We start from the raw sequence: 22,826 nt of genomic DNA, 5'->3' as shown, positions 1-22,826 counted from the left end.
TCATAGATAATGAGCTTGCAAAAAAAGTATTGGTTGCCATTGTTGGCTGCCGCTGCATGTAGCGCTGGGGTTTCTGCAGAAGATGCAACCCAATTAGAAGGTGTTACTGTTATTGGTAATACACCAATCTACGGTGTTGGTATTGAAAAAAATCGTATTGCTGCGGCTGTCCAGTCTGCTAATGCAGATGATCTAGAAAAGTCTCAGTCTCTAAATATCGCTGAGCATCTTCGCTATAACTTCAGTAGCGTAACAATCAATGAGGCTGTCAATAACCCATTCCAGCCTGATGTTCAATATCGCGGCTTCACGGCGTCTCCGTTACTTGGTTTGCCTCAAGGATTGTCTGTTTACGTTAACGGTATTCGTTTTAATGAGCCGTTTGGCGATACAGTCAACTGGGATCTTCTTCCTGAAGGTGCAATCCAATCTGTAAATCTTTTCGCAGGTTCTAACCCAGTATTTGGTCAAAATACATTGGGTGGCGCATTGTCAATCAAAACTAAAAACGGTTTTGATAATGAAGGCAATCAGATCGAAGCTTCTATCGGTAATGACGGTCGAATGAATGTAGAAGTTCAATCTGGCGGTAATGATGGTGAGTTCGGCTACTTTGTTATCGGTAACTACTACGAAGAAGATGGTTGGCGAGACCATTCACCAACTGAGGTTCAGCAAGGTTTGGCAACCTTAACTTGGCGTGGTGAAAACGGTAATAATATTGAGCTAACTGCGGCTGCTAACAATAATAAAATGATTGGTAATGGTGCTGCGCCAATTGGTCTACTTGAAGCTGAAGGTCGTGAAAGTATTTATACTCAGCCAGACCAAACAGAAACCAATCTTGCGCTACTAACTTTAAGTGGTGACACTTGGGTTGATGACACTACGCAGCTAGCGGGTAATGTTTTCTATCGTCGTAATAAGGTTAAAACTTTAAACGGTGACGATAGTGATTACGGATTATGTTACGTAGATGCGAACAATGAAAATCCATTAGCAGCACCTGCTGGCGGTAGTGTAAATGCTACGCTTTGTGAGGCTGAAGATGGTCTAGAAGCAGTAGAATTCAGAGGCTTTGATGATGACGAGCATCTAGGTGGTGTGGATGCTGCGCTTCAAGCTGAGCTGCTTGCTGATGATGAGGTGTTTGATGGAACGTTAAATACTTCTGAGACTAAAATGGAAAGTTTTGGTTTAGGCTCTCAGGTTACCTTCCTGGATGATTTCAATGGTAAGGAAAATCAGCTGACGGTTGGTGGTAGCATCGACTATTCAGAGATCGATTTTCAGTCTGATACGCAATTTGCTCGTCTTCGCAACGAAGAGGGTGAGGATCGCGGTGTTACAGGCATCGGTATCTTTGATAATGAATCCAGTGTGCGCCTAGAGACAGATGTTACTAATATCGGTCTTTTTGTTACAGATACTTTGGCTCTTAATGAAAAGTTGGATCTAACACTGTCTGCCCGTTATAACTACACTAATATTGATATGGTTGGTATCGGCGAAGAAAACCTTGATTTAACAGGTAATCACTCCTTTAAACGCTTGAATCCAGCTGTTGGTCTGGCTTATCAAGCAAATGATCATATGAGTTACTATGGTAGCTATAGTGAGTCATCTCGTGCACCGACTCCGGCTGAGTTGAGCTGTGCAGACCCAGATGATCCATGTAAGCTTCCAAATGGTTTTGTATCTGATCCGCCACTTGAGCAAGTTGTAGCTAAGTCTTTTGAGGTGGGTGTGCGCGGTAATAGTGCTGGTTACGGCTGGTCTGCTGGTGCATTCCACACAATGAACCACGATGACATTATCTTCCAGAACGCGGGTACATTAGCTTCCGAAGGTTACTTTGCAAACGTTGGTAAGACTCGTCGTATGGGTATTGAGCTAGCGGCTAACAAAAAGTATGACAATGTTGCTGTAGGTATCTCTTATACATGGATGGATGCGACATTCCAAACACCGTTCAACTCTGTGAGTACCAACAATCCACAAGGCGATACTCGTCCAGTTGAGAAGGGTGATGCGATCCCTGGTCTACCTGAGCACAATATCAAAATCGTAGCGGATTGGGCGGTAACGCCTAAGTTTGATCTGGGCGCTGAAGTGAATTATCAGAGCAGTCAGTTCTACCGTGGTGATGAAGCGAATGAAAATGAAAAAGTAGATTCATTTGCAGTGGTTAATCTGCGCGGTCAGTACAAGCTAACCAATAACGTTGAGTTGTTTGGTCGTATCGATAATGTCTTCGATGAAGACTATGAAACGTTCGGTGTCTACGGTGAGTCTGATGAGGTGCTTGAAGACCAAGGTATTGATGATCATCGTTTCGTAGGTCCGGGTAAGCCACGTTCAGGTGTTATCGGTATTCGTGCGCGATTCTAATAGGTTTAGTTAGATGTGCTTAATGTGCGTCTAATTAAAAGTCGTTTATGACTAAAGCGCTGGTAGATTTGCCAGCGCTTTTTTTATGTGGAAATTGAGTGCGCGTGAGGTGTTGTTTGTATTGGTGCTTAAAATAAGTTGGGGGAATAACAAAATTCTGTTGTGTTTATCTGGATATAGCACAAACTTGTCTAGCCTCTAGCCTCTAGCCTCTAGCCTCTAGCCTCTAGCCTCTAGCCTCTAGCCTCTAGCCTCTAGCCTCTAGCCTCTAGCCTCTAGCCTCTAGCCTCTAGCCTCTAGCCTCTAGCCTCTAGCCTCTAGCCTCTAGCCTCTAGCCTCTAGCCTCTAGCCTCTAGCCTCTAGCCTCTAGCCTCTAGCCTCTAGCCTCTAGCCTCTAGCCTCTAGCCTCTAGCCTCTGGGAGTCTTGTCTAAAAAGGCGTCACTTATGGTCTGCGCCTAAAGTATTAGATGATTTCATTCTGTTGCAGAGCAGCAATCTTCGGGGGTAGAGGGGATAATGGTTTTATTCAAGAGCAGCTTATGTTCTTACATCCACTCTCTGGCTTTGAGTTTCTATCTAAGAGCTCTAACCGTCGTACTTCGCCTGCTTAGTTAGCAGGCTTTTTTTTGCCTGAAATAAAGCTTTTATAATCTTCTGAATAGCGAATAGCGAATAGCGAATAGCGAATAGCGAATAGCGAATAGCGAATAGCGAATAGCGAATAGCGAATAGCGAATAGCGAATAGCGAATAGCGAATAGCGAATAGCGAATAGCGAATAGCGAATAGCGAATAGCGAATAAGTAGTTAGGCGAGAATTATAAAAAAAAGAGAGATAAAAAAGAAGGCCGCGGCTCTGGAGAAGGGGGGGACAGAGCGGCGGCCAATATCTAGCTAATTACTTTAAGAAGTAATTACCAGCTTAGTGCAGCACCAACAGCGATTTGTTTAGTGTCTTCACCTAGTGTTACAGAATCAGCGATATCGTACTCAGCAATCAGTTTTAGGTTGCTGTTTACATTGTACATGTAAGCAACAGATTGCATTTCGTCTTCAGCGCCAGTTGCTGTGTCAGTTTCACCGTGAGAAAGGATGAAACGGTGATCGCCTGCTTGGTAAGCTGCCTGGATTAGGTAGCCGTCAGTATCAGTTTCAGTAGTTAGTAGATCTGAAGCGAATACAGTAGAGATGCCTTCCTGATCGAAACCAGAAGCTGTGAATTGGAAGCCGCCTACTGCAATGCGTGCACCGTAAGCAATACCGTGTGCGTCTACATCGTTAGCATCGTTTTCACCGATTGCGCCGCCGATCCAAGCGTTAAATTTACCGCCGTCGAAGTCAGTAGCGTAAGTGATTTCAGTTTCAAAACGAGCACTGTTGTCAGTGTTAGCGTTGATTGTTTCACCAGATTCTGGGTCTAGTACACCAACAGCGATTTGGAAGCCGTTAGTTACAGGAGAGCGGTAAGTTACCTGTGCACGTGGACCAGCATATGGGTAACCAATAGAGATGTTACCTAGAGTAACTTCGTCAAGAACTGGAGTAGGAAGACCAGTACCTAGAAGAAGTTCGTCAGAGAAGATGTTAGAACGACCGTATAGGCCGAAATCTTTACCGAATAGTACCTGGCCGAAGTCGCCGTCTACAGTAGCGTAGAACTGACGAACGTCGATAGCAGTGTCAGTGTTCTGAGTGTTGCCATCGTTGATAGTTACCCAGAAAGAAGAGCGACCGCCAACTTTTAGGTCGTCAATCTGCTTAGATACGTTGAAGCCGATGTAGTTAGGAAGGAAGCCCATACGTACGCGAGCTTGGTCTTCACCGTTTGCATCATTGTCAGTGTGAACGTAGAAAGCGTTGAAGTGACCATCAGCAGAGAAAGTTGTGCCATCCTGGTTATACAGTTCAATTGCAGCGCTTGCGTGTGCGCTCATGCCCATTGCAACTGCTACAGCTAACAGCTTGGCTTTGTTATTTTTCATGTCGCCCCCAATTAAGGAATTTAGTTTGTTTAACGATGGAGGAGATTATCGACAAGTGTTAGGAATGCTTACATGGCTCTATAGTTCTTTTTAGATAGAACAATGGTTTGTGTATTGTTTTGAGCTAAAGTCTTGAATTCTATGGATGTATAGGTATTACATCTTAGGGGGTTGATGGGTATTATATACTTAAGTGCACAAAAATTGTGCAGTGCAAAAATTAGTTTAATTAACGTTAATGATATCGATTATATGTTTCATTAATATGTATGTCACTTTGGTCTAGTTAATGCTTCATGTAAACTTAATGACATCTTTTTGCTGTAGCAGAGTTGTCCTGTTGAGTACCTCTAATGAGTAGAGACATTTCAAATCTTCGAAAGTTCGTATCCCCAGAAATAATTTTTGGTGCTGGCGCTAGGTGCTCAGTAGCTAATTATGCGAAAAACTTTGGTGCGCGTAAGGTCTTGGTGGTTTCGGATCCTGGTGTGCAAGAAGCTGGATGGCTAAAAGAGATCTCTGATTTGCTGCTTGATGAAGATATTGAGCATGTGGTTTTTGATGATGTCTCTGCTAACCCTAGAGCGGAAGAAGTTATGGCCGGTGCTCAAGTCTACCAAGAACATGGCTGTAACGTCATTGTTGCTGTCGGTGGTGGAAGCCCAATGGACTGCGCCAAGGGTATAGGGATTGTGAGTGTTAATGGTAAGCATATTTTGGATTATGAGGGTATTGATACCATTCATCTCCCAATACCTCCTCTTATTTTTATTCCTACTACTGCAGGTACTTCGGCTGATGTTTCGCAATTTGCGATTATTTCTGATCCTGTTGAGAAAGTTAAAATCTCTATTGTTAGTAAAGCAGTTGTACCGGATGTTGCTCTAATTGATCCAGAAACAACAATGACAATGGATCCATTCCTAAGTGCTTGTACTGGTATTGATGCTCTGGTGCACGCGATAGAGGCGTTTGTGTCTACGGGCGCAGGACCGCTAACTGATATGCATGCGCTCGATGCAATGCGGCTTATTAACGATAACATCGTCACATTGGTTGATCAGCCAAAAGATATTCATCTTCGTGAGCAAGTGATGCTTGGTTCAATGAAGGCGGGACTTGCTTTTTCCAATGCGATTCTTGGGGCGGTGCACGCTATGGCTCATAGCTTGGGTGGTTATAAAGATCTCCCTCATGGTTTGTGTAATGCCATATTGTTAGAGCATGTTATTGATTTTAATTACTCAGAGGCCGAGGATCGATTCAAAGTTGTTGCGGAAACGATGGGGGTTGCAACTAAAGGTCTGAATACTAGTCAAATTCAGGTGGCTTTAAGGAATAAAGTTGTTCAATTAAAGCAAGATGTTGGACTGGATCAGAAATTAAAAGAAAATGGCGTCAATATCGTGGATATCCCTGTGTTATCTGATCATGCTTTACAGGATCCATGCATTCTTACCAATCCCCGTAAATCTAATAAACGAGATGTAGAAGTGGTGTATGAAGAAGCGCTTTAATAACCAAAGCCAAACAGTAGAAAGTCTAATTGGTTTAGGGAACCACTCTTCTCGAAAAAACTATCATTCTGAATTAGTTACTAAAATTGATGAACTGGAGCGTGAAAAGAACCGCTATAAGTGGCTATTTGAAAATGCTTTGCATGGGATTTTTCAGGCAAAATTAGATGAAGGGATAATATCTGCTAATCCTGCGATGGTTAAGTTATGCGGATATGATTCTGAGGAGCAGTTCCTTCAAAGAATAACGCAGCTGGATTCACTTCTTTTCTGTTGTGCTGATGCCTATTCTGATTTCCGTTATCAGCTCGCGCAATATGGAAGGGTTTTTAATTTTGAGACTCTCTTTCTGAAAGAAGATGGTCAATGTCTTCACGTTTCAGTCAGTGCTTTATCTAAAGATCCTGATGGTAATGGCCCCATTATTGAAGGGTTTGTTAAAGATATTACCGAACGAAAAAAATCTCAGGATAGATTGAAGCAATTAAATGTTGAGCTTGAGGTTAGGGTGGCGAATCGTACGAAGGAATTGCTTTCGCTAAATGATAAGCTTGTTCAAGAGATTTCAGAGCGCGAGCAAATTCAAAAAGAACTGAAAATTGCCAAAGACCTCGCAGAGGATGCCAATAAAAGTAAGGATAAATACCTTGCGGCAGCGAGTCATGATCTATTGCAGCCAATGAATGCAGCTAGATTACTCATAGCTGCATTAAGAGAACGCTCTCTGCAAACTCAAGACGCCCATCTTGTAGAGAGAGTTCACTTGGCTCTCGAAAATGCTGAAGACCTTCTAACAGATCTATTAGATATTTCTAAGCTTGATCAGAATGCAGTACAGCCAGATATATCTGATTTCCGTATCAATCAGTTATTACTGTCGATGGTAAATGAGTTCGAGACTATAGCAGAGAATAAAAACATTAGGTTAAAGCTTGCTGAATGTTCAGCTGCGGTTACAAGTGATTCTCGACTATTGTTGAGAATTATCAGGAACTTTATCAGTAACGCAATCCGTTATACGAATGAGGGCTCTGTTCTTGTTGGCTGCCGTCGTAAAGGCCGGATGTTGAGTATCCAAGTTTGGGATACTGGGCTAGGTATTCCAGAAGAAAAGCAGCAGCTAGTTTTTAAAGAATTTCAGCAATTAGAAAATAAGTCGGCTAAAGATCGCCAAGGTGTTGGGTTGGGTCTTGCCATAGTGGAGCGTATTGCTCATATGCTCGGGCATAGGCTGGTGGTTAAATCTGTGCCTGACAAGGGTTCTATGTTTGCTGTAGAGGTTCCATTGGTAGAACAGCTCCCACTCGAGGTTCCAGCACAACAATTCAATCAATTCGGAAGTGATCAATTATCGAACCTTGTGGTTTTGGTAATAGATAATGAAGAAAATATTCAGGCGAGTATGGAGGCATTACTCACGCAGTGGGGCTGTTTTGTCATCACAGCCTCGAGCTTTAGCGAGGCTTTAGAAAAATGTACTGACGAGTACATAGTGCCGGAACTAATTCTTGCTGATTATCACCTGGATTTTTATCTACTTGGTACTGATGCCATAGATGGGTTGAGAGAGCATTTTGGTTTGGATATTCCTGCAGTTATATTAACAGCAGATAGAAGCAGTGAATGTCGTCAGCTCTTTGAGAACAAAGGGCTTTCTCTGATTAATAAGCCTGTAAAACCAGGTAAATTAAGAGCCCTAATTACTCATTTGGTTTGTTAAATATCATTTACGTTGAGGTCTGCCAAAAAGGGGTCACAAGTAGTATTTGTTGATTTATCCTCAAGACCTAGAATGAAATGATTAAGCTTTTCCCGAGGATAGACCATTGACTCAGGACCCTGCGTTTCTGCTGGCTGCATCATTCAGTTCTGACCCTAGCACTGCTGCAAATGATCTTTTGTCGCAGCTTGATTCTCCAGAGATCAGTTTTATAACTTTTTTCTGTTCTGCTGAGTATCCTCTTAAGGAGCTTGCGACAGCACTTAATCAAGCTTTTCCTACAACTGAAATTGTTGGTTGCACTACTGCCGGTGAAATAACTCCTGATGGTTATGGGCAGGGCTGTATTACTGCTATTGGTTTTAAGCAGTCTGGTTTTGCAATTGAAGCTGCTTCTATTGAGTGTCTAGATGACTTCAGTTTAACTGACGCTCAGATGCTAGTTGATCAACTTATAGCAGGTTGCCGTCATCATGAGATTGCGCCAATCAAAGGCAATACATTTGCCTTGACTTTGCTTGATGGTTTATCTATTCAAGAAGAAAATGTCCTTGTTACCCTTAACTCGGCCTTGGGAAGTATCCCGAACTTTGGCGGCTCTGCCGGAGATGACATCCATCTCGCTAAAACCCATGTTTTTTACAATGGTGAGTTTCATACCGATGCTGCAGTAGTCATGTTGGTAAATACAATCTATGACTTCGAAGTGTTTAGTACTCATCACATGAAGCATCGTAATGACAAGCTTGTTGTTACAGAAGCGGATGCAGATAGTCGTTGTGTCTACGAGATAAATGCTGAACCTGCTGCGCTTGAATACGCAAGGGTGATAGGAGTTGCCGTTGAGGACTTAAATCACCACGTTTTCGCTCAAAACCCTGTTGCTGTAAAGCTTGGTGAAGAATATTTTGTGCGTTCTATTCAGCAGGTTAACGATGATCTTAGCATGAAATTTTATTGTGCGGTCGAGAATGGCATTGTTCTGACGGTCATGACGCCAGGTGATATGGCTGCAGATCTCATTAGTAAGCTTGAAGTGATCGAAGAGAAAATAGGTGAGCCTCAACTTATTATTGGCTGTGATTGCTTCTTGCGTCGTCTGGAGAGTGAGCTAAGAGGTAATTCACAGCAGATATCCGATTTACTTCGTGAAAATAAGGTTATTGGATTTAACACCTATGGAGAGCAGAAGGAGGGAATGCATATCAATCAGACCTTCACTGCCGTTGCCATCGGGAGAAATCTAAATGTCTGATCAGGCTGTACAAGATCGCATTGCCAAGCTCGAAGAAGAAAACCGCAAACTACGTAAAATAAACTCAGTTTTGGTTCAACGAGTTGAGTCAGGTGGCGGTCAGAGCGCTAACCCTTATTCAGCATTTGAGCACTCGGTGGTGCTTGCTGAGCAGGTGCGTGAGCGGACTGAGGCGCTCAATCGAGTCCTTTCAGAACTGAAAATTAGTCATAGGGCGCTTAAATTAGCCAACAATCAAGCTGCGTTAGCTAACCAGCGATTAGTTGATGCAATCGAAAGTATTTCTGATGCCTTTGTCTTATTTGATCAAGATAGAAAAATTGTCCTTTTTAACAGCAAGTTCAGTAGTGTTTGGGCATCGACGGGTTTAAATATCCAAACCGGTACTACAATACAGGACATTAGTCGTTTAGCGCGTGAAAGTGGCCTGATTGATGAAGAGTATCCCGATACAAATACAGGAAGTAAGGTTTATCGGCTAAATGATGGTCGCTGGGTGCAAATGTCAGAGCGTCCAACACAGGATGGTGGTTTAGTAATTCTCTATACAGATATTACAGCGCTGAAAGAACGTGAAACTGCAGATAAAGAACATGCTTTAGCCCAAAAAACTAAACTGCTGCAAAACACTGTAGATAACCTATCTCAAGGTGTGGTGCTAGTGACTCCAGAAGGTCGCGTTGAGCTTTGGAATGATCGATTCCTTGATCTTACAGGCGTTGAGCAAGAGCAAGTTCAGTCCTATCCACCATTTGCAGCGCTAATGCTGGATAACCACTCGATTCTCCAACATGCGTTAACAGCCGCTCAGCAAGGAGAGGTGTTAGCATCGGAGCAGCGAGGTAATCAAGGGCAAGTTATTGAGGTTCGAACGCACCCCATGCCACAAGGTGGCTTTGTAAATACCTATACAGATATCACTGAACGTCATCGATATGCGGAATCTCTTCGTCAAAATGAGCAGTGGATTCGCCTGATAACAGATAACGTTCCAGCATTGATCGCCTATCTAGACCAAGATCTTAACTATGGCTTTGCCAATAAGGTTTATAGCGAATGGTTTGGTCGTGCTGACGGAGAATTAAATGGTCAGAGTATCCATGATGTTTATTCGCCGGATGAGTATGATCGTTTAAGCCCGTATGTAGAAAAGGCTCTGTCGGGTCGAAATGTCACCTTTGAAACTTGGCAGACTAATTCTCGTGGCGAAGAGCGCTACATGCTGAAGTCTTATGTCGCTAATATTGATAAAGACGGAAAGCCGAATGGTTTCTTCGTTATGATTCGAGATATTACTGAGCGACGCAGATCTGCCGAAGCTCTTGAACTGTCGCACCAATTGCTTGAGCAGAGGGTGGAAGAGCGCACGTCTGAATTAACGGAGCTAAACGAACAGTTACGTTCAGAAATTACTGAGCGTGTTCAGGTGGAATCTCGCCTGCTAGATGCCAAGATGGAGGCAGAGCAGGCCAATCTTTCTAAAACTAAGTTCTTAGCGGCGGTGAGTCATGATTTGCTTCAGCCTTTGAATGCAGCGCGCTTATTCTCTGGTGCTTTGGCTGAGAAAATTGAAGATCCAAAAAACTGCTCTTTAGCGCAATCTGTATCTAACTCCCTAGACGATGTGGAATCACTTCTCCGTACACTGGTTGATATCTCCAAGCTAGATGCCGGCGTGGTAAAGGCAGATGTTATTACCTTTAATCTTCAAAGTTTGTTCGATACTTTAGCACCTGAATTCCAGCAGTTGGCAAATGCTGAAGGAATTGATTTCCGTTATGTGAAAAGTGGCGCAGTTGTGAAGTCGGATTCTCAACTATTAGCGCGTATTCTGCGTAATTTCTTAACTAACGCCATACGCTACACCAAAGAGGGGAAGATTTTACTCGGTTGTAGGCATGAGCCCGATTCAGTCTGGATCGAGGTGTATGACACCGGTCCTGGTATACCATCAAACAAGTTACAAGAGATCTTTCAGGAGTTTAAACGTCTTCAATCTGATCAGCCTGGTCAGGAGAAGGGTTTGGGCTTGGGTCTTGCGATAGTAGATAAAATTTCTCGAGTCTTGGGTCACGAGATTCGAGTGGATTCCGTTGAAGGTAAGGGCTCTGTATTTGGAGTAAAAGTACCTAAAGGTGTGCCTCTGGCGCCTGCGGAAGTTACTGGTCCGCATATTCCGATGATAACTGAGCGTCTCTCGGGAGCTTGTATCTGGTTGATTGATAATGATGAATCTATTTGTAAAGGGATGGATATATTGTTATCGGGCTGGGGTTGTCATGTGGTGACTGCGTTGTCCTTTGATGATTTAGCGCAACAGGTTGATTTTGTGGAAGATCCTGTGGACCTGCTAATCGCGGATTACCATCTCGATAATGATGAAACAGGCATTGATGCGGCCAAATCAGTAACCGAGAGAGTAGATAGTGATCTGCCTGTACTGATGATCACTGCTAACTACAGTAAAGAGCTGAACCAAGAGATACGAGATCTTGGTTTTATCCTTGTCAATAAGCCCATCAAGCCACTTAAGCTAAAAACTACGCTTATACATCTCTTAGAGCAGCAGGTCGTTTAGGCCTGCTTGTTCTCATCTCAAAACATGCCCAAGCTCAATCTATAAGCTAGATATTCTAGTTCATGCTGGAAGTAATTCGCTTACTCTTGGAGGGTGTGTGTCTATTACTCAATCTTGAAATCGAAGAGAACAAAATAAAGAAGGGTGACTGGACTCAGTCACCCAGTAGTGTAGATATTAGCGCTTAAGATATTCGTTAAAGTCGATGTTGCCAGCAGATAGAACTGCTTGAATACGGTTGTGTACGCCTAGCTTACGTAGGATTGCAGATACATGAGCTTTTACAGTTGTTTCCGCAATATTTAGGTTGTAAGCGATCTGTTTGTTGGATTCGCCCTTAGACATGCGCTCAAGTACTAGTAGTTGGCGTCGTGTCAAAGATGATAAAAGTTCTGGCGGAATCTGGTTTTCGTCCTTGCGCTGAGTGCGTCGGCTATCAGGCTGGCTAGCGCGGATAATGTCTGAAGGCAGGTATACATTGCCGGCAAGAATCTGCTGAAGTGCTTCGGTCATTTGATCACGAGGTGAAGACTTAGTGATAAAGCCAACGGCACCATAGGTGATAGCCTGAAGTACAATTTGTTTGTCTTCTTCTGCTGATACGATTACCACAGGTACTGTTGGTAGATCGTTACGCAATGTGATCAAGCCATTAAGGCCGTTCATTCCAGGCATGTTAAGGTCAAGCAGGATAAGATCTAGCTCTTCCTCATTTTGAGCGATTGTAAGCGCACTATCCAGATCTTCCGTTTCCAGTGTCTGGCAGCCAGTAAAGCTGTTTTCGATAACATTGATGATAGCTTCACGGAACAGCGGATGATCATCCGCGATCAGGATCTTGTACACGACAATATCTCCAATTTCATTATATTTATTATGAGCTTATATTCTCATCCTGAGCTTGTCTCTATCTTACTCCGTGTAAGACTTTAATGCTTGGTAAAATTTAATGCTTCTTTAGTGTAAAGGGTTCAGGGGTGGCAATGCTGGTTTCTAAATCGTGTTCAATCCAGCCATCAGAGCCATTTCTATACCACAGCAAATTAGTGTAACCCCATTCAGAAGCTCTCTTTAAAGCATTCCATGACATCCAGCAATCAGCCGTACAGTATATAATTACTGGAAGGCTTTTGTCGCCGTTTGTTAAGCGCTCTAAATTAGATTGGAAATACTCTGACCAGTCGTCGTCTAGTTCGCCTAAGCCTACGTTAGGAAGCCATACACTATCAGGTATATGGAGTCTGGGTTCCTTTTGAATGAAAACGCGATTCCAGGTGATGGGTTGCACATCTACTAGGATGGGCTTATTTCCCGTTTCTAGTAGGCGGATTACATCTTCTGTTGAAAGTGTTTTCCCGTGTAGGCTTTTTAATGGTGTAGGGCTGCGATAATGGAAATATCGGTAACCTTCTGCTGAAAACAGCTCAAAATCTGTTGTATCAGCATAATCGCTTGTGTCGTCTGCAAAGCCAGTATTTATGAACAATAGAGTGAATAAATACGTTGCGATTTTAAGGTGCCTGATGATGCTTTCCTTACAATTTCTCTACACGCCTATTACACCGTGCGAAAGTGTGGGTCTAAATTCTACCATCGAGCAAAAAAACAGGTACGAAAGTACTATGTCTGCTCACGGCATTGAAGCTTATTTTAAGTTTCTCTATCGTCCCGATAATTTGTAGTACGTGGGAATCTTATGTTTATTGTTCGTAACTTGTTGTTTTTATTTGTTTTTATCTCTTTTTGTGTGAATGCTAATAGCGAGCGAAGAGAAATGAAAGTAGCTGTGCTTGCTTCTGGGACAGTGAATTGGGAATTACAGCATATAAAGAATCAAAAATTAGATGAGCTTAATAACTTTGCTCTTAAAATTATCAAAGTAGCGAGTATGTCGGCAGCAAAAGTTGCGCTGACAAGTGGTAATGCTGATGCAATAGTTGCTGATTGGTTATGGGCGGCTGAGAGAAATAGCAAAGGTGAATCTTTTAGATTTATACCGTTCTCGAAGCAGATTGGGATGGTTATGAAGCCTGCATCTAGTCAGTTGTCTGATCTTTCAGAGCTTAAAGGTAAGAGAATAGGTGTTGCTGGTGGACCTTTGAATAAAGGTTGGATTTTGCTGAAGGCAGGAGCACAAAAGCACGGGATTAATCTCGAATCTGATGCTCAGGTTCAGTTTGGCTCGCCACCTTTATTGAGTCAGTCGTTAAAGAGTGGGCGTCTAGATCTGTTGGTCACTTTTTGGCATTACGGAGCAAGGCTTGAGGCTGAAGGGTACAAAACAGTTATTAGTCTTCAGGATATGATGGCAGAGTTGGGTATGACTAGTCAGTTGCCTATGCTTGGCTATCTAGTAAAGCAAGATCAAGTGGATAGTAATCCTGAGTTGATAAATAGCTTTGTAGATGCAGTAATGGCAGCTAAGAACCAATTGTTGAATGAGGATGATCATTGGCTAGGTCTTCGTAAACTAATGAGGGCTGAGAATGACCAGGTTTTTAATGCACTTATTACTGGGTACCGCAATGGCATACCTAGTCATATAACAGCTGATCAGATCGATGATGCGAAGGTATTCTATAAGTTGATTACTCAATTCAAACCATCACTTAAAGGTGCTGAGCTGAACGAAGATATGTTTTATAAGGCAGGTCTATGAGTTCAGCGAGCAATATAAGTCGTTTGAGTGACCAGTTGTTAGCTATATTTGTTCTCTTGGCTTTATGGTGGGGCAGTGCGGCGTTCGTTAATAACGTATTGCTTCCCACACCTGGTGAGGTGTTTAGCGCCTTGCAAGTTGAGTGGTCCGAGCAAAGGCTGTTGGATAGTTTGCTGATTACTTTGCAGCGAGTTGCGATTAGTTTCTTCTGCGCCATGTTACTTGGCGGTCTACTCGGTGTTCTGATGGGGAAATTTTCCACAGTAAACAGAATATTAGATCCTCTATTAATTATTCTTCTGAATGTCCCAGCGCTAGTTGTAATTATCTTGCTTTATATCTGGTTCGGTTTGGTTGAGGCAGCAGCAGTCGGTGCGGTAATCATCAATAAATTACCCAATGTCGCTGTAACCTTGCGTGAAGGTGGGCGCATGTTTGATGAGCAGCTGGAGGAGATGGCCAGAGCCTATCATTTCTCTTTCAAGCAAAAGCTTACAGAATTATGGTGGCCTCAACTGTTTCCTTACATCATGGTCGCGACGCGTAGTGGTTTGGCATTGATATGGAAGATCGTTTTAGTCGTAGAATTGTTGGGGCGCTCTGATGGGGTCGGCTTTCAACTTCATATGGCCTTTCAGCTTTTTGATGTAGCAACAATCCTTGCTTACAGTTTTGCCTTTATCTTTATTGTTCAAATGATTGAGTGGTGTATTTTGCAGCCTTTAGATCGGTATGCTCAGCGCTGGCAGCGAGGTTCAGAACGTGTATAAATTTGCATCTGATAAGATTTGCTACGGCGACGAAACCATTCTTCAACCTATAGAACTTGAGTTAAAATCAGGTTCAACCATAGCTATTTTAGGCGCTTCCGGCTGTGGTAAAACAACATTATTAAACAAACTAGCGGGCTTGGCTGAAAATGAGGTCTATTGCTGGAATAAAGAAAGCATAGATATAGGTTATCTATTTCAAGAGCCAAGGCTGTTGCCTTGGAGAACGATTAATCAGAATTTAGCCTTAATCGAATCCGATTCCGATAAGGTCGCAGCGATGCTACAGGCCGTAAAATTATCTGGATATGGGGATCATTATCCTTCACAAATATCATTAGGTATGGCTAGGCGTGTGTCTTTAGCGCGTTGCTTATTACTTGATCCCGAAATGGTGTTGATGGACGAGCCGTTAACCTCGTTAGATATGAGTACGGGAGAGGAGATGAGGGAATTGATTTCCCATTTGGTTTGCGAAAATCCCAAGCGTTGTATGATCTATGTAACGCATGATCTGGATGAAGCGTTAGCTTTGGCTGATGAGGTGGTTGTGTTAAAGGGGCGTCCTGCCGCGGTTTATCTTCATAAAAGTACGAGTGAGTTAAATCGAGCAGAACTCGAATCAGCGTTGAAGGCATAAAAAAGCCTCTCTTCATAGAAGAGAGGCTTTTTGCTTTAAACTGTTCGGCTTATTCTAGCGACCGGACTTCTGAGGTTTAAATCCAGTAACCGCAAAAGCAGTAAAAAACGCTGTAGCAAATGCTGTAATGCCTAATGCTTCAAGGTTTAGTTGCATGTAAAGTGCATAGCGGACTAGTTCAACTGCATGGGTAAACGGATTTGCCATGCAGATCCAATAGAGCCATTCACTTGATTCCTGCATCTTCCAAAGCGGATAGAGTGCAGAAGAAAGGAAGAACATAGGGAAGATAACGAAGTTCATTACCCCCGCAAAATTCTCAAGCTGTTTGATCTTAGTCGAAAGGAATAATCCAAGAGAGCTTAGTAAAAGTGCAACTAGCAGTAATGCTGGTAAGACTGTTAGGTAGCCCATTAATGGTGGTTCTACTTCAACCAATAATGCAACTAATAAGAAGGCATAAACTTGTGTAAGCGAAATCAAGGCCGTAGCGACCATTTTACACAGTAGTAGGTATGGGCGAGGAAGGGGGCTCATTAGCAGTACTCGCATACTCCCCATCTCGCGGTCATATACCATGGATAAGCTACTTTGCATGCCGTTAAACAGCAATATCATGCTGCATAACCCAGGTGCTATGTAAGTCTCATAGGTGATATAGGTATCGTAGGGCTGAATAATGGAGATACCTAACGCTGCTCTGAAGCCAGCAGCAAATACCACTAGCCAAAGTAGAGGTCTGACTAGCGAACTCAGGAATCTAGAGCGCTGTTGTACGAATCGTAGAAATTCACGAACCAGAATGCCATAAAAACAGTTCCAATAACTGGCAAAGCTCATATAGCCTCCTTTGCTGGCTTTTCAGTTAACTGGTGGAAGGCGTCAGTGAAATTATCTAAGCCCGATTGATTCAGCATCTCTGATGCTTTGTCATTAATCATTATCTGCCCTTTATTAAGTAAGACAATGTGGTCTTCTTCCTTGATCTCTTCCATTAGGTGGGTAGCCCAGAGCACGGTTAGCTTTTCGTCTGTACAAAGATTACGGACATGGGTGTTAAGTGCTCTGCGTGTCTGAGGGTCAAGGCCAACGGTTGGCTCGTCCAGTAATAGGATTTCTGGTTGATGAAGTAGTGCGCGAGCAATTTCCACTCTGCGTCTGTGGCCACCGTTAAGGCTTCTTACCTTGTCATTGGCCCGATCAGACATCTCCATGCGTTCTAGCTCAAGCATGATTCTATCGCCTGCTTGGGTTTTTGATATACCATGCAACGCAGCGTGGTATAAAAGATTTTGCTGAACGGTAAGGTCTAAATCTAGGGTGCTTTGCTGAAAAACAACGCCTAGTTTTTTCATTAGGCTGGAGGGTTGCTTCTTGATGCTAAGTTCGTTGATGCGAATGTCGCCCGTTTGCATAGCGTTTAAGCGAGTAATTAAGGCAAACAGTGTTGATTTACCTGCGCCATTAGGGCCTAACAGACCATGGAACTCCCCTGGCTCTAGGGAAAAGCTAATATCCTTTAGCGCCTGTCTAGGGCCGTAGCTAAAACTTACGGATTCTACATGGATACTCATTGCTGAATCTCTTTGCTATATAAACAAAATTGGCCCACGAGAGTGGGCCTTATATGTTTCAAAGGGTAGGTAAGCTGCTATGGCTTAACTTTTACACCCCATGGGTAGCGGCCAACCTTAATGCTTTTTACAGCTTTCATTTTGCTAACATCAATAACCGATACATCACCGCTAATACCGTTGGTTGTTAGGAGCTTAGTTTGATCTTCGTTGAAGTCCATGTGCCAAACACGACGACCAACTAGGATATAGTCTTCAACTTCATAGGTTTTAGCGTTTACAACTGCAACGTGGTTAGCTGGGCCGAGCGCTACAAATGCATATTTACCATCATCAGATAGGCGGATGCCTACCGGTTGAATACGGTCTGGGTGTACGCCTTTGATTTCGAATGTAAGCTTTTTAAAGATTTTGCGGGTTTCTACATCGATAACAGAAACTGTGCCGCCAATCTCAGAGCTGGCCCATAGGATCTTGCTGTCTGTGCTGAATTCAACATGACGCGGACGCTGATCAACAAGTGTATTGTCAATCAGCTCGTAAGTGGTGGTATCAATCCAGTGAACCATGTTGGTTGTTTCACTAGTATTTACCGCAACTTTACCATCTGGGCTTACAGCCATGCCTTCAGGTTCTACGCCAACATCGATTTGAGCAAGAACTTCGCTTGTTTGTGTATCAACGATTGTCACTAAGGCATCGTCTTCATTGGAGATGTATAGGTGGCGATCGTTAGGGTGAAGTGCAAATTGCTCAGGGTCTTCACCTGAAGGTAATTCGCCAATAATCTTTTTAGTTGCTAGGTCCATAATCTGCACAGTATCTGAATCAGATGCGCAGATATAAAGCTTTGTGTAGTCTTTCGAAAACAGAATACCGCGAGGGCGCTCGCCGACGTTTAATGTCTCAATCACCTCCATGCTGTCTAGGTCGATGATAGAGATGGTGTCGTCTTTTTCGTTCGATACATAGGCAACCTCAGCGTGCAGTAATGGCGAGGCAATTAAAATACCTGCAGCAAGTGGTTTTAATAACTTTTTAAAATTCATAACTACTCCAATTATTATTTGCTGCATTTAACTTCGGCTTTATCAAAGCCCAAGGTATCAAGTTCATTTACAGGGTGAAGGAATCCATCCTGTGGGGATTGTGATACAAGAGAGCGTGGATGGACAAGAGGAATTGGTTGTCTTAACTGCCCATTCCACTCTCTATAGTTAAGTTTTCTGCCTTTAAAGCCAGCTAGTTCGAATTTTTCAGAGCGAATATACTCGTAAGTGACTTTAGGGTCGGCTGAGTTCGTGCGAGTTACTGCTTCACCTACGCTTCGTACGGCAGCCCATGATGCATAATCATCATCGGTCATCCAACGTTTAGCTAGTTTGTCAAACCGGCTTTGCAGTTGGGCTGCGCCCCATTGTTCTACAACACGGTGCCATGTAACAGGGCTAAGACCTTGTGTGCCAACTACAGGTCTTGGAAGCCAAGTGTTATACAAAACGTATTCACCAAAATCGCCGCGTTCATCTGCTACAAAGACGACATCGTACTCTTTAGTTTGTGTGAAAAGTGGCATTTCACTCTGAGCGGTACGGCGTAAATCGGTATCGTAATCCCACTGTTTCTCGGCAACTATCTTTATACCGAAACGCTTAGCGGCACGTTTGAATGCTTGGGTGTACGCTTTGTCTTCTTCTTTTTGGCCTGAAATAACCAATACTTTGTTTAAGCGCTTCGCTTTCAGCCATTGCGCAAGTGCATCCGTCAGCATTGCTCGGCTAGGTAGGGTATGAAGTAATGAGTTGTTGCACTCTTTGCTTCTGAGTTGATCTGAAGGGGAGCCAGAGTTAAATACTACTGCATCATCAGGAAGCGTTTTGTCGATAGCTTTTAGGGTTTGGCTTTGGGCATTGATAACAAAAAAACGAATACCTTGTGCATAGAGATCAGAGGCTTTGCTGATAAGTTCTTCAGGGCTTTCTGAATCGAAATGTTGCAGTGAATATTTATGTTTTAAGAAGCGGCCAGTTGTGTTGTTGTCGTTGATGCCTAGCTCTGCGCCTTTAAGGCCGGAATCTTCAGGGTCGGGAATAATGTTTGATAAAACCGGGCCATTATCCATCTGCTGCTGAAGATATCCTATGTTAACTTCTAGATTTGCCTGGGCATGTGTTGCGACGGTGAAAAATGTGGCAAGTACCGTCAATGTTGGCTTAGATTGATTTTTAAACATAAAACACGGTTATCTTTATTATGATTTATGCCCAGCATAAGTGGGATTTCGTGAACTCGGAATATGAAGAAAGTAGAAATCAATTAGTACTGAAGTAGGATTCTTTTACCCAGTTCGGTCTTTAGCATTAAGTGCATAAATAATAAGTAATTTAAACCAAGGGTGAATTATGAACGTAATCAAGAATCTTGCTGCTTGCGGCTTAGCTTCTGTTATTGCAATTACTAGTACAGCGGCAGTTGCTGAGGGTGATTTAACACGTAGACCTGCAAAGCTTCCTGATCTTGTTCTAGGAACCGAAGATAACCGCTACCACCTGTCTGAGAAGGAATATAACCTTGAAACAGGTAAGTCATATAAATTAAAGATTATCTCTAGCGGTCAAACTGAATACGCGTTCAAAGCTCCAGGTCTTTTTAATTCAATCTTCTTACGTAAAGTTGAAGCGGGGGATATGGAGATTAAAGCGGCTACGCTTAAAGAGTTGGAATTTGAACAGGAAGGCGAAGCTGAAATCTACTTCGTGCCAATTAAACCAGGTAAATTTGAATTCTTCGCTGAAGGTCTAGAACACAAAGGAATGGAAGGCGTATTTAACGTTAAATAACCAATCCTTATTTAAGCCTGAGTGTTGTTAGTAATACAATGCACAGGCTTTTCCTCTCTTAATCTCTATTCTTTCCTATGATCGTTGCTAAGATGTAAACAATTACTACTTTAGGTGGTAAGATTGTCCTGCAGGTTTATATCTTGGAGTATCGATGAAAATCCTAATTACTGATGATCATTCTGTTGTACGTCAGGGGTACGCTAGCGTTTTGCCTACGGTTATAGATCCATGTGAAATAATCGAGGCAGCAAGCGGAGAGGAGTCTGAGGCGCTGTATTTTGCTGAAAAGCCAGATTTAGTGATTATGGATATCAATCTACCTGGTATCAGTGGCATAGAAGCAGCCACTCGAATCTTAGATAAAGACCGTGATGCGAAAATCTTGTTTTTCAGCATGTACGATGAAGCTTTGATGGTGAAGCAGGCGTTGGATGCTGGTGCTATGGGCTATATAACCAAGTCTGGTTCGCCTAAAACGCTTATCGAAGCAGTAGAAAAGATAAGAGAGGGTGAGGTTTTTATTGAGTATGACTTGATAATGAAACTTGCTCTAAATAACCAAGATGTTTCAGAAGGCCGTCTCAGGGATTTGACGCAGAGAGAGTTCGAGGTCTTTGTAATGCTTGCTCGCGGTCAGAGCAATCGAACAATTGCTGATACGCTTGGCATTAATGTCAAAACAGTCTCAAATTACGTTACTACGATTAAGAGTAAATTGAAGATTGCATCTACGGCGGAACTTGTTCATTTGGCAGTCGATGCCGGGGTTATTAAGTTCGCACCTTGATCTTTATTATTTCTCATGGGTTTAAATAGGTACTTAAGTAGTACTTTGTTTTAGCCCTTGGAGGGATTCTTACCAATAGGGACTCATTTGCATACTTAGAGGATTCTCTAGTTATTTTAGAGAGATCAGTATAGGTGTACTTATGAATGCAGTCCTGCGCTTAAATATATTAGTTTCAGCAGTTTTTGCTGTTGCTTTGTCCATAACAATTTATGAAACCCTTCAGCAAGCAACTAAAGATATAACGCGAGAAGTTACGGCAGGGCTCAGCTTTACGCATCAGTTGCTCAGTGTGGCAGTCACAGATAGCGGCTTACTTAATAGCATGCTTGAAGGGGATACGCGCCATGTAAAAATTATTATTGTTGACGATTCATTAAGTGGCGGGGAAGTAGGTGCAGATGACGACCTGTCATCTGAGATGGATGATGAAGTTCCTGATTGGTTTATGGAATTAATACCGGGACTTGATCGACTTACTGAAAAAGAATATTACCGTTATCTACCAGATGGTAGGGCGCTTAAGCTACAAGCCGATCCTACCGATGAGCTAGAAGAGGTTTGGGAATCTGTTCAACACGTATTTGTCCTATTTATGCTTAGTGCATTGCTTTCTAATTTAGCAATCTATGTTGGTGTGCGTCAGGGGATTAAGCCTGTATCAGATTTCCTTGCTGCATTAAATGAAATTGAAAAGGGTCGTTATACTGCTCGACTTGAAGAGTATTCTATCAAGGAAATCAATCAGTTAGCAGGTCATTTTAATTCTATGGCTCATTCCCTTCAGGAGGCTCAGAGCGATAACTTAAAGCTGACCCATGAATTAATGCGTTTGCAGGAAACTGAGCGTGCTCATCTTGCCAGAGAGCTTCATGATGATCTTGGGCAGTATCTCACGGGCATTAAAGCCCAAGCCTATTTAGTAAAAGAAAACTCATCTAATACCGATTTAGTTGCTTCAGTTGGTAAGCAGATATCGATTAACTGTGATGCTATGCAAACTAGTTTTAGGCAGCTAATAAGAGAGTTGCATCCAGTTATATTGGAGCAGTTGGGCTTGTTAGATGCGATACGTACGCAGGTAGATACTTGGCGTCAATCACATCAGGTTAAAGTGTCGTTAGACCTGCCAGATTTTATTCCTTCGTTAGATGATGAGACTAATACACATATCTATCGAATACTTCAGGAGTCTTTAAATAATGTGGCTCAGCATTCTCAGGCTGAACATGTTTTGGTTAGGGTTGTTTTTGATGGTGATACCCTTGCTCTTCGAGTTGTGGATGATGGTGTAGGGTACGTTGATTCTGGGTCTCAGGGATTGGGGCTTAGATCGATGCAAGAGCGAGCTCGTTGTATGTCAGGTGAGCTCATGATTAATAAGTTAGATAAAAAAGGGAGTGAAGTTGTTCTGCAAATCCCTTTGGTACAGGAGCTGGTATGAAAATAATAATAGCGGATGATCATGCTGTAGTGCGTCAGGGTTATGCAAGTCTTTTATCGACAATGCTTGCTCCATGTGAAGTACTTGAAGCTGGGAGTGGTGATCAGGCATATAGCATGTGTCAGTCTGAAAATCCTGATGTTGTTATCATGGATGTAAACATGAATGGTATCAGTGGTATTGAGGCAACTCGTCGAATCTTACAGCGTTGTCCTGATATCAAAATACTTTTCTTCAGTATGTATGATGAGATACCTGTAGTAACTCAGGCTTTGGATGCGGGCGCTAAAGGCTACATTACTAAAAGCTGTACGCCTGAGGTTTTGATTGAGGCGGTGACTAAGGTTGCTGGCGGGCAGCTTTATGTTGAGCATGAGTTGGCCATGCGTTTAGCTGTTTCTCGCCCCGAGCAGAAGGATAAGCGCCTTAAGGAGATGACCCAGCGAGAGTTTGAGATCTTTGTTATGTTGGCTCAAGGTAATAATGTAAAAGAGATCTCTGAGCAGCTTTGTATCAGTAGTAAAACGGTTTCTAACTACACAGCGATACTGAAAAGTAAGTTGAATATAGGTTCAACGGCAGAATTGGTTCATCTCGCAATAGAGACAGGTCTCGTGAAAGTGGGGACTAATGTAAGCTAATATTGGTTTAGGTATTAAAAAGGCG

The 22,826-nt window shown here is 42.8% G+C and carries 19 protein-coding genes; 12 read left to right on the top strand and 7 right to left on the bottom strand.

All coding sequences use genetic code 11. The features are described from left to right. Positions 1–9 precede the first annotated feature (9 nt). Positions 10–2,391: a TonB-dependent receptor gene (locus ACMXYU_RS08885; protein ID WP_415898365.1), complete on the top strand. Its 2,382-nt coding sequence runs from the start codon at positions 10–12 to the stop codon at positions 2,389–2,391. A gap of 914 nt (positions 2,392–3,305) precedes the next feature. Here ACMXYU_RS08885 and ACMXYU_RS08880 read toward each other — a convergent pair. After that, a complete protein-coding gene (locus tag ACMXYU_RS08880; protein ID WP_415898364.1) occupies positions 3,306–4,373 on the bottom strand; it encodes a porin in 1,068 nt (355 codons plus the stop codon). Positions 4,374–4,726: 353 nt separating this feature from the next. Between ACMXYU_RS08880 and ercA the strand changes: the two genes are divergently transcribed. From ercA to ACMXYU_RS08860, 4 genes are all read left to right on the top strand, one after another. Next, positions 4,727–5,890, top strand: coding sequence for an alcohol dehydrogenase-like regulatory protein ErcA (gene ercA / locus ACMXYU_RS08875; RefSeq protein WP_415898363.1), 1,164 nt, complete (start codon positions 4,727–4,729; stop codon positions 5,888–5,890). After that, entirely contained in the window at positions 5,874–7,610 is a 1,737-nt protein-coding gene (locus ACMXYU_RS08870) for a NahK/ErcS family hybrid sensor histidine kinase/response regulator (RefSeq protein WP_415898362.1), read from the top strand. The genes ercA and ACMXYU_RS08870 overlap by 17 nt, the downstream gene beginning before the upstream one ends. 106 nt (positions 7,611–7,716) lie before the next feature. Continuing rightward, a complete protein-coding gene (gene nosP / locus ACMXYU_RS08865; protein ID WP_415898361.1) occupies positions 7,717–8,865 on the top strand; it encodes a nitric oxide-sensing protein NosP in 1,149 nt (382 codons plus the stop codon). Continuing rightward, on the top strand, positions 8,858–11,443 hold the full coding sequence (locus ACMXYU_RS08860) for a NahK/ErcS family hybrid sensor histidine kinase/response regulator (RefSeq protein ID WP_415898360.1): 2,586 nt from the start codon (positions 8,858–8,860) through the stop codon (positions 11,441–11,443). Before nosP ends, ACMXYU_RS08860 begins: the two co-directional genes overlap by 8 nt. Positions 11,444–11,620: 177 nt before the next feature. Here the strand turns inward: ACMXYU_RS08860 and ACMXYU_RS08855 are convergent, their stop codons facing one another. Then, entirely contained in the window at positions 11,621–12,289 is a 669-nt protein-coding gene (locus ACMXYU_RS08855; RefSeq protein WP_415881377.1) for a response regulator, read from the bottom strand. 100 nt (positions 12,290–12,389) lie between these two features. Further along, entirely contained in the window at positions 12,390–12,929 is a 540-nt protein-coding gene (locus ACMXYU_RS08850) for a rhodanese-like domain-containing protein (protein ID WP_415898359.1), read from the bottom strand. 210 nt (positions 12,930–13,139) lie between these two features. Between ACMXYU_RS08850 and ACMXYU_RS08845 the strand changes: the two genes are divergently transcribed. The 3 genes from ACMXYU_RS08845 to ACMXYU_RS08835 are packed head-to-tail and all read left to right on the top strand — an operon-like array spanning position 13,140 to position 15,512. Further along, on the top strand, positions 13,140–14,102 hold the full coding sequence (locus tag ACMXYU_RS08845; protein ID WP_415898358.1) for an ABC transporter substrate-binding protein: 963 nt from the start codon (positions 13,140–13,142) through the stop codon (positions 14,100–14,102). Beyond that, positions 14,099–14,872: an ABC transporter permease gene (locus tag ACMXYU_RS08840; protein WP_415898357.1), complete on the top strand. Its 774-nt coding sequence runs from the start codon at positions 14,099–14,101 to the stop codon at positions 14,870–14,872. Before ACMXYU_RS08845 ends, ACMXYU_RS08840 begins: the two co-directional genes overlap by 4 nt. Then, the gene (locus ACMXYU_RS08835) at positions 14,865–15,512 is read left to right on the top strand and encodes an ABC transporter ATP-binding protein (protein WP_415898356.1); all 648 of its coding nucleotides are present in this window, start codon (positions 14,865–14,867) and stop codon (positions 15,510–15,512) included. The genes ACMXYU_RS08840 and ACMXYU_RS08835 overlap by 8 nt, the downstream gene beginning before the upstream one ends. Before the next feature lie 54 nt (positions 15,513–15,566). Here ACMXYU_RS08835 and ACMXYU_RS08830 read toward each other — a convergent pair whose 3' ends face one another. The 4 genes from ACMXYU_RS08830 to ACMXYU_RS08815 all read right to left on the bottom strand — a co-directional run bounded on the left by ACMXYU_RS08830 (position 15,567) and on the right by ACMXYU_RS08815 (position 19,319). Then, positions 15,567–16,352, bottom strand: a complete 786-nt coding sequence (locus ACMXYU_RS08830; RefSeq protein WP_415898355.1) for an ABC transporter permease — start codon at positions 16,350–16,352, stop codon at positions 15,567–15,569. Beyond that, on the bottom strand, positions 16,349–17,086 hold the full coding sequence (locus ACMXYU_RS08825; RefSeq protein ID WP_415898354.1) for an ABC transporter ATP-binding protein: 738 nt from the start codon (positions 17,084–17,086) through the stop codon (positions 16,349–16,351). Before ACMXYU_RS08825 ends, ACMXYU_RS08830 begins: the two co-directional genes overlap by 4 nt. A 77-nt stretch (positions 17,087–17,163) precedes the next feature. Continuing rightward, positions 17,164–18,135 (bottom strand): YVTN family beta-propeller repeat protein, encoded by a 972-nt coding sequence (locus tag ACMXYU_RS08820; RefSeq protein ID WP_415898353.1) that lies wholly within the window; start codon positions 18,133–18,135, stop codon positions 17,164–17,166. A 14-nt stretch (positions 18,136–18,149) separates the two neighbouring features. Beyond that, complete coding sequence (locus ACMXYU_RS08815; RefSeq protein ID WP_415898352.1) at positions 18,150–19,319, bottom strand: ABC transporter substrate-binding protein; 1,170 nt, start codon at positions 19,317–19,319, stop codon at positions 18,150–18,152. A 169-nt stretch (positions 19,320–19,488) separates the two neighbouring features. On the opposite strand from ACMXYU_RS08815, the gene ACMXYU_RS08810 reads away from it, so the two are divergent. The 4 genes from ACMXYU_RS08810 to ACMXYU_RS08795 all read left to right on the top strand — a co-directional run bounded on the left by ACMXYU_RS08810 (position 19,489) and on the right by ACMXYU_RS08795 (position 22,801). Then, positions 19,489–19,926 (top strand): copper-binding protein, encoded by a 438-nt coding sequence (locus ACMXYU_RS08810; protein ID WP_415898351.1) that lies wholly within the window; start codon positions 19,489–19,491, stop codon positions 19,924–19,926. A 154-nt stretch (positions 19,927–20,080) separates the two neighbouring features. Next, positions 20,081–20,716, top strand: a complete 636-nt coding sequence (locus ACMXYU_RS08805) for a response regulator transcription factor (protein ID WP_415898350.1) — start codon at positions 20,081–20,083, stop codon at positions 20,714–20,716. Positions 20,717–20,858: 142 nt separating this feature from the next. Next, positions 20,859–22,160, top strand: coding sequence for a histidine kinase (locus tag ACMXYU_RS08800; protein WP_415898349.1), 1,302 nt, complete (start codon positions 20,859–20,861; stop codon positions 22,158–22,160). Next, the gene (locus ACMXYU_RS08795) at positions 22,157–22,801 is read left to right on the top strand and encodes a response regulator (RefSeq protein WP_415898348.1); all 645 of its coding nucleotides are present in this window, start codon (positions 22,157–22,159) and stop codon (positions 22,799–22,801) included. Before ACMXYU_RS08800 ends, ACMXYU_RS08795 begins: the two co-directional genes overlap by 4 nt. Positions 22,802–22,826 lie beyond the last annotated feature (25 nt).

It is taken from the genome of Neptuniibacter sp. QD48_11 (assembly GCF_047778095.1).
Classification (GTDB): domain Bacteria; phylum Pseudomonadota; class Gammaproteobacteria; order Pseudomonadales; family Balneatricaceae; genus Neptuniibacter.
Note: the sequence above shows the minus strand (reverse complement) of the source record. Positions and strands in the feature narration are given on the sequence as shown.